The organism is Chryseobacterium sp. CS3K3.1, from assembly GCF_059515165.1.
On the sequence record NZ_JCAKRV010000007.1, the window covers coordinates 64,618 to 79,312 of the forward strand.

At 35.7% G+C, this 14,695-nt stretch carries 15 protein-coding genes and 1 tRNA gene; 2 read left to right on the plus strand and 14 right to left on the minus strand.

Features of this window, described 5'->3' with window-relative positions; translation table 11 throughout:
* Positions 1-48: 48 nt before the first annotated feature.
* The 5 genes from AC5YGI_RS08585 to AC5YGI_RS08605 form a co-directional block, all read right to left on the minus strand.
* Complete coding sequence (locus AC5YGI_RS08585) at positions 49-894, minus strand: mechanosensitive ion channel family protein (protein ID WP_202841532.1); 846 nt, start codon at positions 892-894, stop codon at positions 49-51.
* A gap of 269 nt (positions 895-1,163) precedes the next feature.
* Positions 1,164-1,898 (minus strand): SDR family NAD(P)-dependent oxidoreductase, encoded by a 735-nt coding sequence (locus tag AC5YGI_RS08590; protein WP_330743843.1) that lies wholly within the window; start codon positions 1,896-1,898, stop codon positions 1,164-1,166.
* A 184-nt stretch (positions 1,899-2,082) separates the two neighbouring features.
* On the minus strand, positions 2,083-2,442 hold the full coding sequence (gene yajC / locus AC5YGI_RS08595; protein WP_002976292.1) for a preprotein translocase subunit YajC: 360 nt from the start codon (positions 2,440-2,442) through the stop codon (positions 2,083-2,085).
* A gap of 10 nt (positions 2,443-2,452) precedes the next feature.
* Positions 2,453-2,959, minus strand: coding sequence for a DUF1573 domain-containing protein (locus AC5YGI_RS08600; protein WP_330743847.1), 507 nt, complete (start codon positions 2,957-2,959; stop codon positions 2,453-2,455).
* A 1-nt stretch (position 2,960) separates the two neighbouring features.
* The gene (locus AC5YGI_RS08605) at positions 2,961-3,866 is read right to left on the minus strand and encodes a transcription antitermination protein NusB (protein ID WP_110008282.1); all 906 of its coding nucleotides are present in this window, start codon (positions 3,864-3,866) and stop codon (positions 2,961-2,963) included.
* Between the two features lie 91 nt (positions 3,867-3,957).
* On the opposite strand from AC5YGI_RS08605, the gene AC5YGI_RS08610 reads away from it, so the two are divergent.
* Together AC5YGI_RS08610 and AC5YGI_RS08615 are read left to right on the plus strand one after the other, a co-directional pair.
* Entirely contained in the window at positions 3,958-5,619 is a 1,662-nt protein-coding gene (locus AC5YGI_RS08610; RefSeq protein ID WP_330743849.1) for an ABC transporter ATP-binding protein, read from the plus strand.
* Positions 5,620-5,718: 99 nt separating this feature from the next.
* Entirely contained in the window at positions 5,719-6,054 is a 336-nt protein-coding gene (locus AC5YGI_RS08615; protein WP_027375472.1) for a DUF3276 family protein, read from the plus strand.
* A gap of 110 nt (positions 6,055-6,164) precedes the next feature.
* On the opposite strand, the gene AC5YGI_RS08620 is transcribed toward AC5YGI_RS08615, so the two are convergent.
* The 9 genes from AC5YGI_RS08620 to AC5YGI_RS08660 all read right to left on the minus strand — a co-directional run bounded on the left by AC5YGI_RS08620 (position 6,165) and on the right by AC5YGI_RS08660 (position 14,637).
* Positions 6,165-8,525: a hypothetical protein gene (locus tag AC5YGI_RS08620; protein WP_330743857.1), complete on the minus strand. Its 2,361-nt coding sequence runs from the start codon at positions 8,523-8,525 to the stop codon at positions 6,165-6,167.
* Between the two features lie 258 nt (positions 8,526-8,783).
* Positions 8,784-8,859: transfer RNA gene (locus tag AC5YGI_RS08625), tRNA-His, on the minus strand.
* A gap of 35 nt (positions 8,860-8,894) precedes the next feature.
* Positions 8,895-9,614 carry a bacillithiol biosynthesis deacetylase BshB1 gene (gene bshB1, locus AC5YGI_RS08630; RefSeq protein ID WP_496167996.1) on the minus strand — a complete coding sequence of 240 codons (720 nt, stop codon included), beginning with the start codon at positions 9,612-9,614 and terminating at the stop codon, positions 8,895-8,897.
* Between the two features lie 82 nt (positions 9,615-9,696).
* Entirely contained in the window at positions 9,697-11,349 is a 1,653-nt protein-coding gene (locus AC5YGI_RS08635) for a tetratricopeptide repeat protein (protein WP_330743860.1), read from the minus strand.
* 91 nt (positions 11,350-11,440) lie between these two features.
* Entirely contained in the window at positions 11,441-12,313 is an 873-nt protein-coding gene (locus AC5YGI_RS08640) for a PstS family phosphate ABC transporter substrate-binding protein (protein WP_330743862.1), read from the minus strand.
* Positions 12,303-12,500 (minus strand): DUF308 domain-containing protein, encoded by a 198-nt coding sequence (locus AC5YGI_RS08645; RefSeq protein WP_171006307.1) that lies wholly within the window; start codon positions 12,498-12,500, stop codon positions 12,303-12,305. The genes AC5YGI_RS08640 and AC5YGI_RS08645 overlap by 11 nt, the downstream gene beginning before the upstream one ends.
* Before the next feature lie 75 nt (positions 12,501-12,575).
* Positions 12,576-13,418 (minus strand): energy transducer TonB, encoded by an 843-nt coding sequence (locus AC5YGI_RS08650; RefSeq protein ID WP_062675757.1) that lies wholly within the window; start codon positions 13,416-13,418, stop codon positions 12,576-12,578.
* 29 nt (positions 13,419-13,447) lie between these two features.
* Positions 13,448-14,017: an ExbD/TolR family protein gene (locus tag AC5YGI_RS08655; RefSeq protein WP_110008287.1), complete on the minus strand. Its 570-nt coding sequence runs from the start codon at positions 14,015-14,017 to the stop codon at positions 13,448-13,450.
* 11 nt (positions 14,018-14,028) lie between these two features.
* Complete coding sequence (locus AC5YGI_RS08660) at positions 14,029-14,637, minus strand: ExbD/TolR family protein (protein WP_047435560.1); 609 nt, start codon at positions 14,635-14,637, stop codon at positions 14,029-14,031.
* Positions 14,638-14,695: the final 58 nt, after the last annotated feature.

Consider the following 14,695-nt stretch of genomic DNA (forward strand, 5'->3'; position numbering starts at 1 on the left):
TCCCACATTACAATAATGCGGGAGCTTCTTAAAAAAAATTAAATATAATTATTGATTGTAAATATGCACATCTCTTTGAGGAAAAGGAATTCCGATTCCTGCTTTATCAAGTGCTTCTTTACAACCGATGATTAGTTCTTCATTCATTGTCCAGAAGTTTTCAGTGGAAGTGCTTACTCTTACCGATACATTAACAGCACTATCTCCAAGCTCTGTTACTACTACCTGTGGCGCGGGCGTTTCAAGAGCATATTGATTATTTTTAATAACTTCCATTAAAATATCCTTGGTCTGCCTAAGATCCGCATCATAAGCAACTCCGATGTCCAATGATGTTCTTCTTGTTCCCAACTGGGTAAAATTGGTAATGCTATTATTTGATACTACTCCGTTGGGAATAACAATCAGTTGGTTCTGCGGTGTAACCAGTTTTGTATGAAAAATATCAATAGCCTGTACAGTTCCTGACACGCCTGAACTGGTAGAAATAAAATCTCCAATTTTAAAAGGTTTTAATAATAAAATTAAAATTCCACCTGCAAAATTTGTTAAGGATCCCTGTAACGCTAAACCTACTGCCAGACCTGCGGCACCAATCATGGCGACAAATGCAGAAGTCTGTACTCCAAGCTGCGTTACAACAACAATGAACAAAAGAATATTCAATCCCCAGTTGATAATATTTAAAAGAAAGTGCTGGAGTGAAGCTTCCATGTTTCGTTTTTTGAAAGCTTTTTCAACCAGCTTTTTGATCATTCTGATCATCCATGAGCCAATCAGGTAAATTAATAATGCAGAAATGATTGCAGTAAAAATCCTCGGTGCCCATGAAATTGCTGAAGAAATTAAGGTATCCCAGTGTTGTTGAATCTTGTTCAATTCTAAATCGTCCATTTTTATACTATGTGTTACTATTTATATCAATACAGCATTGATATCTTCTGCAGGATTTGAAAAAAAAATTCTACCCTTCCCTACCTGAGCGAAGGTGAATCATATTTATCCTTAAAATAGATTGACAACAGAAAAAGAATGTTTCAGCTTTATTCAATAATCATTCAGAAACTGAATCTTGCAGGAAGAAATAATTTTTGGGACATAGAATTACAAAAACGATACCGAAATGTCTGCTATTACAGAAAAATAATATTAATGAAAATTCCTTAAGGTAATTTCGCAACGAGACTTTCCGGTAAAAGCCTAAGAATATGATAAATCATTTTCCATTTAAAATTTGGAACAATGGTAAAAGAGTTACCTGCACCTACAATAAATTTCGCCACATAATCCGGCTCCATAATCAGAGATTGATTCAGTTCCAATCCTTCATTGATTTTTGTTCTGATATACCCGATAACCAAAGCATTCACAATGATTTTACGGGAAGCCAACTCCTGCCTCAGACCTGCCAGAAACTGCGTAAATGCAGCCTTTGTACTTCCGTAGACAAAATTGCTTTTTCTCCCTCTTACCCCTGACAAGGATGAAAGACCAATTATTCTTTCCAGGTTCGTATTGCTTTTATCCATTGCAATAATACTCAGAATAGACACCCCTCCCATATAATTGACCTCCATCATTTGCTTTGCTCCTTTGAAATCAGTGAGAGCTTTTTGGTTATCTACTAAAAATCCTGCGGCATAGACTACAATATGAGGCTTTACAGAAAGGTTGTAATAAAACTGATGATGAGAATCAAAATCAGCAGCATCAAAATACAAAACAGAAACTTTTGAGCGGTCAAGATTGTTTGAATCAATGAAATGATCCAAAGATGTTGTATTTCGGGAAGCAGCAATGACAGTGAATCCTTTTTCAACATATTGTATCATACATTGTTTCGCTACATCTGAATTAGCGCCCAGCATTAGAACGGTTTTGTTTGTGTTTTGATTCATAAGGCAAAGATAATTTTTTTATTAAATACTAATCCCGCTCATTGCTTTCCTAATTAGATATGAAAACCGCCAGACATATTAAAAATACGGGAAGCAAATACCGCTTATGAGATCAAAAGCTTATAAAAAAACTGCGGCGGGTGAACAAAGTTCACCCGCCGCAGCTTACTATTTTCAGACTGAATTATTTTTTTTCTTCAGTTGCTGTTTCTTTTTTGTCATCTGCCTTATCTGCAGATTTTGCTCCAAAGCGCGCTTCAGTCATTTCTCTTGAAACCGCCGCTTTTTCGAATTTCAGTTTTCCGGATAATGTTTCGATTACAAAACCATCATCCTGAACCTGAGCGATTCTTCCGTGAAGACCCGATGTAAGAACTACTCTTGTTCCTACTTTAAGGTTTTCCTGAAAGTTTTTTTCCTGCTTCTGTTTTCTCATCTGAGGTCTGATCATCAGGAAGTAAAACCCTACGAACATCACACCCATCATAATCAGCATCATTGATGAAGATCCTTGTGGCTGTGCCTGTAAAAATAATGTCAACATATTTTAAATATTATGGTTGAATGTTCGCAGTGAACGTTAATCTGATTGGCGATTTTTCCACGTTTGCAAAAACGTCAGCATACTTCTGAACATTTCCGTCGAAGCTTGAAGAATCAAAGTGCAAAGTAACTTTTCCTTTTTTACCCGGCATGATTGGCTCTTTTGTAAAATCAGGAGCTGTACATCCGCATCCAGGCTTCACTTCAGAAATAATTAATGGATTTTTCCCTGTATTGGTAATTTCATATACATGCTCCACTTTATCTCCTTTTTTGATTTTACCAAAATCAAAGCTGTTTTCAGATAAAGCTACAGAAGTAGATGGTTCGTTGGAAACCGGAGCTGCCGTTTCACCGGTTACAGCTGCTGCTGTAGAATCAGTGATTACCGGAGCCGCAACAGCTGCAGAATCAGTAGTTGCAGTTTCAGCACTTTGAGTTTCTTTGTTTTCTTTTTTACATGAAACTAACCCAAAGCCTATAATTGACAAGGCGATAATTGATAACGTCTTTTTCATTTTATATTCTATTTTGATCTTTACAATATTTATCTAAAATACCATTGATGAAGATATTGGAACGATCTGTAGCAAATACTTTTGCAATTTCAATATATTCATTAATGATCACTCTTGAAGGTGTGAAAGCAAAGTTATCAAGCTCTGCAATAGCTGTAGATAAAATTACTTTATCCATAAGAGAAACTCTTTCCAGATCCCAGTTTTCGAGTCTTTCTTCCAGCTTCTTTTCATTGTTTTCCCAGTTATTCAGGGTATCTCTCAACAATTTTGCAGCAAATGTTTTATCTTCTTCATCTTTAATCATTTTGATCAAAGTTCTGCTTTCTTCATCTTCTCTCAGGAAACCGATCGTTTTTTGTACCATTGAATTGGCGATATGGATATCATCATACCATGAAAGTTCCTTATCACCTAAATAATCATGAAAATCTTCATTCTCAGCAATATATCTTAAGAATAATTTCCCAATAAATTTCTGATCTTCCTCAAAAGAATATCCTTCTTCTTTCATGAAATCCTGATAACGTTTTCCAGCAGTAATTCTCTGGAAAGTTTTTACCAACAAGTCATCATGCATATCCCACTTCAATTGCTTGTGCTGACCTGTAAAAAATAATCTTTCAGGATTTTCTTCCAGCTTACGCAATACCTGGTTGTTGATGAATTTTTGGTTAGGATTAATATCAGCATCAGTTTTAAGAAATTTATTCTTACCAATTTCGATCTGATTCTCTGCCAAATCTTTCAGACCCACCAAAAAGTTGAGCTGATAGATGTATAGATAATAGATTTTCTCTATCCCGGCAAACATGTTTTTCTCTAAAACATCAAATTTTACAGGATTTTGGTAGTAAGAATACACGGTCTGTACTACTTTTTCACGGATTTGTCGTCTTCCTAACATTCAAAGAGCTTTTTTATGGCTGCAAAGATACAAAATTTAAAATTGATGAAATTCGTAGTGTGATGACATTTTTGTAATTTTGTCAAACTATATGAAAGCGCTAAAAACCTTAAACCCTTATTTTTGGAAACACAAAATACTATTGTTTTGGGGGGTACTCTTTATCATCGCCAGTAATTTCTTTAATATATATAAGGTTCAGTTTGTAGGAAAATCTGTTGATGAGCTTACAAAAAATGGGAATCTCGGCTTCAACCAGCAGGTTCTAATCTATGTTGGAATTATTGTAGGATGTTCTCTTTTAACCGGATTCTTCACTTTTATGATGAGACAGACTATTATTGTTGCGTCAAGAAGAATAGAATATGAGCTTAAAAATAAAATTTACAGACATTACCAGGATTTATCTTTAACGGATTATAAACAGACGACTATCGGAGACTTAATGAACAGATTGAGCGAAGATGTTGTTGCAGTAAGGATGTACCTTGGTCCCGGGGTGATGTATGTAGCCAATCTGATTGTCCTAGTATTGATAACCGCGATCTACATGGTAAAAACAGATGCTTCCATGACGATGTGGACTTTACTTCCTCTTCCTCTTTTATCGTATGCTATTTATAAGGTAAGCTCAATTATCAATAAAAAGTCAAAGATCATGCAGAAAAGCCAGTCTGCGATTTCAACTTTTGTACAGGACAGCTTTTCCGGAATCCGTGTGGTAAAATTTTTCGCCAGAGAAAAATATATCGAAAAAAACTATGGCATCAAAGTTACTGATTATCAAAACAAAGCCTTGGATCTGGCCAAGACAGAAGCGTATTTCTTCACCATTATTCTTTTCGTTATCGGTTTATTAAACGTGGCCATCATCTGGATTGGGGGTGCCAAATATATTGCCGGAGAATTAAGTATCGGTAAGATTGCTGATTTCTTCATGTATATCAACACCCTGATTTTCCCATTCTCTATGGTAGGATGGGTAACTTCTGTGAATCAGAGAGCTGAAGCGTCTATGCAGAGGATCAATGAATTCATGGATAAAAAATCCGAGATCATTAATACTCATTTTGAAAACTATCCTATCAAAGGAGATATTGAATTCAGAAATGTTTCTTATGTATATCCAAATACGGGAATCAAGGCACTGGATAATTTAAGCTTTAAAGTAAAAGCCGGGGAATCTTTAGCTATTATGGGTAAAACCGGAAGTGGAAAGTCAACAATTGCCTTGCTGTTATGCCGATTAATAGATCCTACAGAAGGGGAAATTTTAATTGATGACAAAAACCTAAAGGATCATAATCTGGAGAACTACAGGAACTCTATCGGGTATATTCCTCAGGAAAGTTACTTATTCTCTGATTCTATTGAAAATAATATCGGTTTTGCCATTGATCATCCTTCTCACGAGAAAGTAGTAGAATACTCAAAAATTGCAGATGTTCATAAAAATATTGTAGAGTTTAAAGATCAATATAAAACACTTGTTGGTGAACGCGGAGTAATGCTTTCGGGGGGACAAAAGCAGAGAATTTGTATCGCAAGAGCCTTAATTAAGGACCCCAATATTATCATTTTTGACGATTCTTTGTCTGCTTTAGACACAGAAACTGAGCAGAATATTCTGGAAAATATTGATAGAAAAATCAGTAATGCCACTTCCATAATTATCACACACAGAGAGTCTAGCGCTCAAAAAGCCCATCAAATTATCAACCTTACTGAAATTGCCAATTCTGTAACCGCTTAGCCATTTCGTTCTCAATTGTTAAATAAATCATAAAAAAAATTTTGTGATTAAAAGAATTCTTTTATATTTGTTCTTAACAAGATTAAAAAATATCTAACAATGAGTGAATACAAGGAACGCCATGAAAATGAGATTTTCACGAAGGTGTTAAAAGCAGGAAGAAGAACTTATTTCTTTGATGTGCGCGAGACGAAAGCAGGAGATTATTATCTTACAATCACTGAGAGTAAGAAGAATTTCGGAGAGAATGGGGAAGCTACATTCGAGAAGCATAAAATTTACCTTTACAAGGAAGATTTTAAAAGTTTCCAGGAGATGTTTAATGAGTCCACAGATTTCATCATTAATGAAAAGGGTGAGGATGTAATTTCAGAAAAACATGACAAAGACTTCAAAAGCAGATCTTTTACAATTGATTCTGACGACGAAGTTTAAAAAAGAATATCTAAAAACACAAGCATCTGAAAAAGATGCTTTTTTTATGCTCTGAAATTGTTATATATAAAAAAACGGGCTAAAGCCCGTTTCTGTTGAATATTAACTAGTTATTTCCTTTTTCCGTATTTTACTGATACTATTTCTTTTGAATCTTCTTTATCGAAAGGTGCTGATTTCAGGAAACTGTATAACACATCTGGCACCTCATTCTGACATGGATCTGCTTGCTTATTGGCAGCAGGATGATTTTTGACAACTTTTGCAGCCGAAAACATCACTATCCCACCATCTTTTCTAAGGGTAACCAGTTCATCATTTTTTGAACTTGAATCGAAGTTTCCAAAACACATTACATTATTTTGGGTTTGCATAGCAGGAAAGCTTTCAATCCCAATATTCTCTAAATATTTAACCCCATTTGATTCCTTCATTTTAAAAACTTTATAATCTCCATCAAAGTTTCTATGAGCAATAATTTCATCTGCTTCATCACCATCCAGATTTCCAACAGCTAATCCTTTCCAATCTGAAGCTGCCCCGAACCCTATAGATTTATCAATAAGAGTCATTACTCCATTATCATCAATACTATAAACATACACCCCATTCTGCATATAATCATCAGCATCAACCAGCAATACAATTTCATCCTTACCAACTCCATCAAGATTACCGGCTGCCACCGCTTTAATTTTAGAATTTGCAGGCAGATTGAGCTGATTAAAATAAACCAATTCAGGATCAGTACCATTAAATTTATACACTCTTACTTCTTTGTTATAATTTCTCACTGCAACAAAATCATCTTTGCCTCCACTGATAAAATTTCCTGCAGTGATTCCTACCCAATCTGAGTCTGTTCCAAACCCTGTAAATTTTGACTGCTCAACGATTTGGTTATTTTCAATTTTAAAAATATAAAAGCCATTCTTATTAAAATCAGCATGATCACTCAATGCAATGATTTCGCTTTTAGTATCTCCAAAGAAATCACCAGCACCCAATCCTTTCCAATTATAATTATAACCATAAGCGATACTGTTTGTAACAGTATGAAAGCTCTTACCATCAGGTTCCAAAGTACCTATCAACCCATCATAATTCCTGATTTTCACAAACTCATCATCACTGTCTCCATCAAAATTACCCTTTGCTACACCTCTCCAATCAGAATCTTCTCCCCACAAATGATAAGTATTCACAGGTACAATAAATTTTTCATAAGTTGCTAAAAGTGCAAGTGTTAAGGCAGACCCTTCTACATTGATATGATCATAATAATTTTTTGCCGCTTGTAAGTCTGCGATTATCTGATATATTTTTTTATCATATTCCGCTGAGAGATATAACCACATGTAAGAAACATATGCGCCATATTTAGTATTAATATCTGTTGGAAGATTATTTATAGTACTATATTTAATATTCCATTTTAACCCATTATAATTCACTGCATCATTTATTGCTAAAGGTCCCTGATAAATATCTTTTGTATAAGTTTTAACATATCTCTCCATATCTAAAGATGTATAAAGAGAATCGTTGGAGTTATTCTTTATATTATATTTATAGCATTCATATGGAAAACTCACCGTTAAGCCTGCATGGGATATATCATCACGTAAATAAAAATGATTCCAATATATCCAAGTATATGACCCTAGATTATTATTGACAGAAGTATTTAATTTTAAAAAATTAGCAATTTTATTAAGCTGTTTAAGATAACTTTGATCATCTGTTGCTCTATACATTTGTACCAAAACCCTTCCCATAGCGCTTTGCATATTAAAGGGAGCAATTACACCTTTATACTTTATTGGAGGATTATTATTAACATTAAGAGAATCTCTTTCTTTATAATAACCTATACTATCATTAGGATTAGAATTATACTCTGTAAACCATTGCCCTTTGTGATAAAGAAGCGTTTCTTTTATCTTTTGTTTAAGATCATCAGCAATATTTTTAAAAGTCATATCATTATAACGCCCTCCTGACTGATATAATATATTTTGAATACTACTATCATTTTTAATAATAGCAGCAAACTTAGCCATAGGGTAAATTATGTTTGCACTATGTACTAAATGAGCGTAAGTCTTTCCCGAATCCGCCTTTGGATAATTGTAGTGATTATGCGACCAGGCAGCACCTGAAACATTACGATAATCAAAAATTTGATTTAGACCAGGCACCTGACCTCTAAGATCGTCCCTTCTATCAATTACATTACCCATACATTGTATCAAAGTATTAGCATATTTAGGATCATGCGTTTTTTCATACATTAATACTAATGCTTCCATATGGGCAGGTACACCCCAAGCAAACTCAGCCTGATCAGGGCTGTCTGAATTGCCTAAAGATGTATCATAATGCTTCTCATCAAATAGATTTTTATAGTAAGATTGAGCATAAGACTGTAGAACAAATAATAACGTGAGAATTGTAAAGAGCTTTTTCATAGTAATAGTTTTGATTTTTGAGATCATCTTCAAGAGAAATATTTCCCTTGAAGCCGGCTAGACAAATATAAAAGTTTCAATCATCAATCCATGAATTTATTTTAAAGGATCAAAGAATACCATTTTTATACGTTGGCTCAAGATTATAAACGTAATACGTGAAAAATTTTAGAGAAAAAAGTAAAAAAAGAAACGTCAGTGACTACTGAAATTAGTATAAAAATAAAAAAGTACACTTTCAAAAAGTGTACTTCCTTTGGGTGAATGATGGGTCTCGAACCCACGACCTTCGGAACCACAATCCGACGCTCTAACCAACTGAGCTACAATCACCGTTTTCTGAGTGCAAATATAGGACAATTTCCTCAACTACCAAACAATTCCATCAAAATTTTTCAAAGAAATTAATCTTTCAGACGTAAAGCCCTCAGCGTAAGCAACTCCCGATAACCGCCCTAAATCCTGTGCGCGATACGTTAAGCTTTCATAAAAGTCTTTTGTGGTAATGGGAGTCTCAGGTTCTTTAGATGTTGGGTCATAAAACTGAGTTTTGTACGCCATACAAGCTTCCAGTTTTTTAGGCAGATACTCTGAAATGTCAATAACAAATTCCGGTTTAATATCTTTCCACTGAATATAATGAAAAATATGCTTTGGCCTCCACACTTCCTGAGATTCGCCTTCCAGTACAGTTTCAATTTTTCTCAGTCCGGACAAAAAGCACGCATCCGACACTAATTTCGCTCCTTTTGCATGATCCGGGTGTCTGTCATCAATTGCATTAGCCAAGATGATTTCTGGCCTGTATTTGCGGATCATTTTTACGATCCTCATTTGATATTCTTCGGAATTTACCAAAAATCCATCTTTCATCCCAAGATTCTCTCTTGCGGAAAGCCCCAGGATTTTGGCTGCATCTGCTGCTTCAGTCTTTCTGGTTTCATCCGTACCTCTTGTCCCAAGCTCTCCCCTGGTAAGATCTACAACAACGCATTTTTTCCCTTCAGAAACCATTTTAGCAATAGTTCCGCCACATCCAAGTTCTACATCGTCAGGATGTGCACCAAAAGCAAGTATATCAGTTTTCATAAACTCAAAGATAGGATTTAAAATAAAAACTTCCCAAACATTACGCATGGGAAGTTTTAATATCTATAATTTAAATTTTAAATTACTTGTTGATTTCTGCATTTAATTTTACAGCATCCTGGTAAGTAGGGTCTAGCTGTAAAGATTTAGCTACATAATCTTTTGCTTTTGCAGCATCGGAATCTTTGCTCATGTATGCTACCGCAAAGTAAGCATAAGCAAGAGTTTGCTTGTTCGCTTCCTGATCAGCTGGTTTTACCGTACTGATGAATTTCTCATAAGCCAATTTTGCTGCTTCATTGTTTCCTGCCTGCTGGTAAGAATACCCCTGGCTGTAATATGCCGGAGCCCAATCAGGAAGAAGTGCTGACATTTTTTGCCATGTAAGGATTGCTCCATTCCAGTTTTTAACATCCTGGTAAGCTGTTGCTAATTTAAATAATGAATCAGAATCCTGGCTGTTGGCAGCAACTTTTTGTTTCAATGCTTCAATTTCAGGATTAGTAGGTCCTTTATCAGCTTCTGCCTGAGAAGCTCCACCACCACCTGCGATGTTTGCCAATTCAAGATCCCACTTCATTGTTTCATCCTTAGCAGCTTTTGCAATACCCACTTTTTGCTGAGCTTCAGCCATTAAAGCAGATTTCTTTGCTGCATCTTTTTCATCTTTTGCTAAACCGGCAGCAATAAGCCCCTGTAAACCTTGGTCTGCAGGCAATATTCTTGTTTTCTCAGCCTGAGAAACGAAAGTATCCATATTTTGCTTAGCGTCTGCATAATTTCTATCTGCATATGCATTATAAGCTCTCAATTTGAATTTGATAGGATCATCAATTTTATCAAAAATCTTATCTAATACCATTTTAGAGTTTGCATAATCTTCATTCGTGAAATATAGTTTTGCAATTTCTAATTGGGTATATGGATCTTCGTCAGCATATTTTGTATAGTTGATAAGGTCCTGAGTAGCCTTTGCATTTTGCTGGTATCTGATATCGTAACCAGCCAATGCTTTGTACGCAGGAGCGTATGTAGGATCTACAGCAATTGCTTTATCAACGCTTTCTTTCGCTTTTTGCCATACTTGAGCAGCCATCCATAAAGTAGCCATTCTCGTGTAAACTGAAGCTTTATTTTTAGCTACAGGTAACGCCTTGTCGTAAGCAGACATAGCTTCTCCCGGAGATCTTTTCAATCTGTAAGCATCTCCTAATGTATAATAATAATGTGCAGGAACACCTTTTTTCTCAGCTTTCTCAATAGCTTTAGTCAAAAACTGGATTGCCAGGTCCGGTGAACTGTTTTTCTCGAATAAAGTTAAAGCTTCTGCTGCTCTGAAAAGAACTTCAGCATCTTTTTCTCTTGAATCAGTTACTACTTTTTGAATTTCAGCAACAGCATTTTTATCGCCTTTACCTAATTTAACAGCAGCCAAACCAATTTTGTTCAGATAGCTTTTACCGTCTGCAGCTAATCCTTTGTTAAAGTTTTCAGTTGCCTTAGCATAGTCCGGCTCTCCTTGTCTTAAGAAAGTATTTCCCAAATAGAAGTAGTTTTCAGCTGTAGGCTCTTTAGCGATCATGTCAGTGAAGTTTGTTTTTGCCTGCGCAAATTTATCACTGTCTATACTGTTGATACCATCCTGCAGTGTTTGTGCAGAGGCAAAACCGGTAAAAAATACCACGGCTGCTCCAAAAGCAATCTTCTTTACATTCATATTCATTATATCTTTCATTTTATATTTTCTAATAATTGAGTTTTATTATACACAATTTTCAGACCAAATCAAAATTTTTAATAAGGACAAATTGTGAATTTAATATTTTTTAACGCATCTGAACTTCTCTCTTATAAATGTTATAAGGTTGTAAGCCTTCTTTCTGCACAATTTTCTGTCCTAAATGGGTACATGAAAATCTTATAAAGCCATTGGCAATATTAAAGTTACCTTCATTAATCAGGAAATAAAGAACTCTGGTAAACGGGTATTCCATCGTGCGAAGTCCATCAAAATCTGCAGTATACGATTTTCCTTTCTCTATCACAGGAAGTACCTTCACCATGTCTCTCAGCTTTTCTGAAGTTTTATCATAGGGACGGCTGAAAGTATTCAATCCGATAACGCCTATTTTATCAGGATATTTTCCCAGTTCCTCTATAATCTTCTGATTTCCCGGAATAATGGAAAATTTCAGGTCTTTTGGCTGTTTTTTTAATTTCTCTGCAACAAAATTCAGGTTACTGGAGTTGGTTCCGTCAAAAATAAATTCTTTTTTATCAGACATCAGACCGTTGCTGATTTCTTCCATTGAAATACTCTCTTTCGGAGAATCTTTAGGGACAACAAAAACCACCGCATCCGCAGCAAATTTAGCAGGAAGGAACTTCAGATCTGTTCTATCCTCATATGTTTTAATTTCTTCAGGATTAAGATTTCTGGACATCACCACCACTTTAGCACTTCCTTTCAAAAGATCAAGAAGTCCTAAATCTTCTTTCTTCGTTTCTACTTTGATATGTGTTTCAGGATAGTTGATCATATAGCCTTCGGCTAATGCTTCTGTAACGCTTTGAAAAGATTCGTCGGTAAAAATGGTAAGATCACCTTTGTGATAGGAAGGAGCGTTTTTCTCCTTTTTGCAGCTTGCAAGCATTATGCTCAGTACAAAAATTACTGCAAGCTTGAAACTATTCTTCATTTCTCGATTTTTTAATTCTTGAGATCGCTCTGTAAATTCTGAAAATACCATAGATAATGAGCACCACTCCCAATGCATAAGCAACAGCTGGCTCTAAAATAGTAAAGAAGAATTTGTAGACAATCACTACAATTCCTAAAACGATATAAAACAATCCCGTAACCAGGGATAACCAATTGAACATCATGTAACAAAAATACCAAAAAAAATAAAAAGAGAAGCATAAGCCTCTCTTTTTATTTATATTTTGAATAAATAAGTCTTATTCAAAGTTCATCGTAAATGGTACGCTATAGTAAGATCTAACACTCTCCCCGTTTCTCTTCGCAGGAGTCCATTTTTTAAGTTTCTTAACTACACGCATCGCTTCACTGTTGAAGTCGCCGTTTGGAGATTTTTCTTCAATAGTAACGTTCGAAACAGTACCGTCTTTTTCTACAACGAACTTAAGCTTCGCTTTAAGTGTTCCTTCACCTCCTTCCATCAAAGAAGTATCAAAGTTATCACCCAGGAACTTTCTCAATGCTCCCATACCTCCAGGATATTCTGCAGACTGGTCAACATCTTTATAGATCTCGTTAGGGTTGTTCGCTTTTACTTCTACTGTACTTGCTTTAGTACCTGTAGATGGTGGCGGCGGTGGTGGTGTATAAGCTGGAGCTTTTACCCCCTCCTGATTCTGTAAACCAGTTGTTGTTTCCAACTGCTTAGAAATCGGCGGTGGTGGAGTTTCAATTTTCGGAGCTTTTACAGGCTCAGGAACTACGTTCTGAATTACCTCAATTTTCTCCTCTTCTTTTGGAGGTGGAGGTGGTGGAGGTGGTTCTTCTTCTTTAGGCTGCTCGATAATCGGATCTTCTTCGATAATATCTACAAGATCTGCCTTCACTTCCTGCTTAGGCGGAGCTGTAAGATTTTTAATCGTAAGATAGATGAACGGAGACAAAGCTGCCAAAAGGAATAATGCTGTTCCGATAATAAAAGACTTGGTTAAAAGTCTCGGATACTGATGTCTAAGATCATAGGCACCATATTCCTTGTTTCTATTTTCAAATACGATCTCGTCTAAAGTAAGATTCTGACCGTATACATTTTCATCTGCCATAGATTAGATATAACAATTTTATGGTTAAATTACTTTGTAGCAGCAGCCGGTGCAGCAGCACCTCCTACTTTTTTCTCATAAATAGCTTTTTCCCAAGGTTTGATATCAGTAACCCCGTACTGCTCACTTTTGGTAATTGCCATTTCATCAAGAATATCAACAAAGTTCTTATATACAGCATCGTCAGTTGGCTTAATGATCACGGTAAATTTCGTTTGATCTGCAGCTCTAGATTTTGCCTGCTGAATTACTTTTCTAATTCCTTCTCTATCAAGGGTAGTTTCCATAAGAGTCTGGTCATTCAAGGAAGTAGCATCCTGCTGGTGCCAGAAAACTCTGTTATTTTTTCCTAATAAGATAGAAATTGAGTTAGAAAGTTTAATTTCTGTTGGAGGTGGTTTTTTTGTTTCATCTTTCGGTTTAGCCGGAAGACCCAAATCCATAACGTTCGGTTTACTGAACGTAGTTGTGAACATAAAGAAGGTAATCAATAGAAAACCCAAGTCCACCATCGGAGTCATATCGACTCTGGTACTTTGCTTCTTGGAACGGACCTTGCCGCCCTTGCCGCCTTTCTCTTGTACTTGTACTTCTGCCATTTCTATCGATATTATTCGTTAGGTTTACCTTCTTGTGATGTAATCAACCAAAATTTAAGAAAATCAATATCTCTTAAACCCTCAAATAGACTTTTAACTTTAGGATACTCAGTTGTAACGTCACCTTTAATAGCTAACTTGTAGTCAGGGTTAACGCTCAAACTTTCTTTTACCCAATCAATTAATTGTTTATTTGTACTGTCCATAGGAATACCTGTAGGACTCTTATAATTTTTCTGCTCATCTGCAGGCAGATCCAAATACCCTTTAAGTTGGTTCATTGGAACTCCAATTGCCTGAATTTTCTGGAAAGCTGCTTTTTGGTTGTTGTCAAAAGTAATACCATACTTTTGTCCCATTTTATCCAAAAGTGCAAGTCTTTCTGATGCATTTTCTACTGGCTGGAAATAGAATTTTCCGTCCGGAGTAGCGTTGATAGTCATTAAACTAGCATCAGGAAGCAATTTTTCCGAAATTGAAGATGGCGGTTTGATCTGCTCCACGTCAGGTTTTTTAAACTGAGTGGTCAAGATAAAGAACGTAAGGAGTAGGAACGCAACGTCACACATTGCAGTCATGTCCGTAATTACTCCATGTCTTTTTGGTTTGACTCTCGCCATTATTATAAAATATTTTTAATTAAACTTCTTTTAATTGCTAATGCAAATATCTTGCTAA

Coding starts and splice junctions, on each gene's coding strand:
- AC5YGI_RS08600 (WP_330743847.1), bottom strand. CDS start 2,959: ATGAAAAAGACGTTATCAATTATCGCCTTGTCAATTATAGGCTTTGGG.
- AC5YGI_RS08585 (WP_202841532.1), bottom strand. CDS start 894: ATGGACGATTTAGAATTGAACAAGATTCAACAACACTGGGATACCTTA.
- AC5YGI_RS08655 (WP_110008287.1), bottom strand. CDS start 14,017: ATGGCAGAAGTACAAGTACAAGAGAAAGGCGGCAAGGGCGGCAAGGTC.
- bshB1 (WP_496167996.1), bottom strand. CDS start 9,614: ATGAAAACTGATATACTTGCTTTTGGTGCACATCCTGACGATGTAGAA.
- AC5YGI_RS08640 (WP_330743862.1), bottom strand. CDS start 12,313: ATGAAGAATAGTTTCAAGCTTGCAGTAATTTTTGTACTGAGCATAATG.
- AC5YGI_RS08615 (WP_027375472.1), top strand. CDS start 5,719: ATGAGTGAATACAAGGAACGCCATGAAAATGAGATTTTCACGAAGGTG.
- AC5YGI_RS08610 (WP_330743849.1), top strand. CDS start 3,958: ATGAAAGCGCTAAAAACCTTAAACCCTTATTTTTGGAAACACAAAATA.
- AC5YGI_RS08620 (WP_330743857.1), bottom strand. CDS start 8,525: ATGAAAAAGCTCTTTACAATTCTCACGTTATTATTTGTTCTACAGTCT.
- AC5YGI_RS08605 (WP_110008282.1), bottom strand. CDS start 3,866: ATGTTAGGAAGACGACAAATCCGTGAAAAAGTAGTACAGACCGTGTAT.
- AC5YGI_RS08660 (WP_047435560.1), bottom strand. CDS start 14,637: ATGGCGAGAGTCAAACCAAAAAGACATGGAGTAATTACGGACATGACT.
- AC5YGI_RS08590 (WP_330743843.1), bottom strand. CDS start 1,898: ATGAATCAAAACACAAACAAAACCGTTCTAATGCTGGGCGCTAATTCA.
- AC5YGI_RS08650 (WP_062675757.1), bottom strand. CDS start 13,418: ATGGCAGATGAAAATGTATACGGTCAGAATCTTACTTTAGACGAGATC.
- AC5YGI_RS08645 (WP_171006307.1), bottom strand. CDS start 12,500: ATGATGTTCAATTGGTTATCCCTGGTTACGGGATTGTTTTATATCGTT.
- AC5YGI_RS08635 (WP_330743860.1), bottom strand. CDS start 11,349: ATGAAAGATATAATGAATATGAATGTAAAGAAGATTGCTTTTGGAGCA.
- yajC (WP_002976292.1), bottom strand. CDS start 2,442: ATGTTGACATTATTTTTACAGGCACAGCCACAAGGATCTTCATCAATG.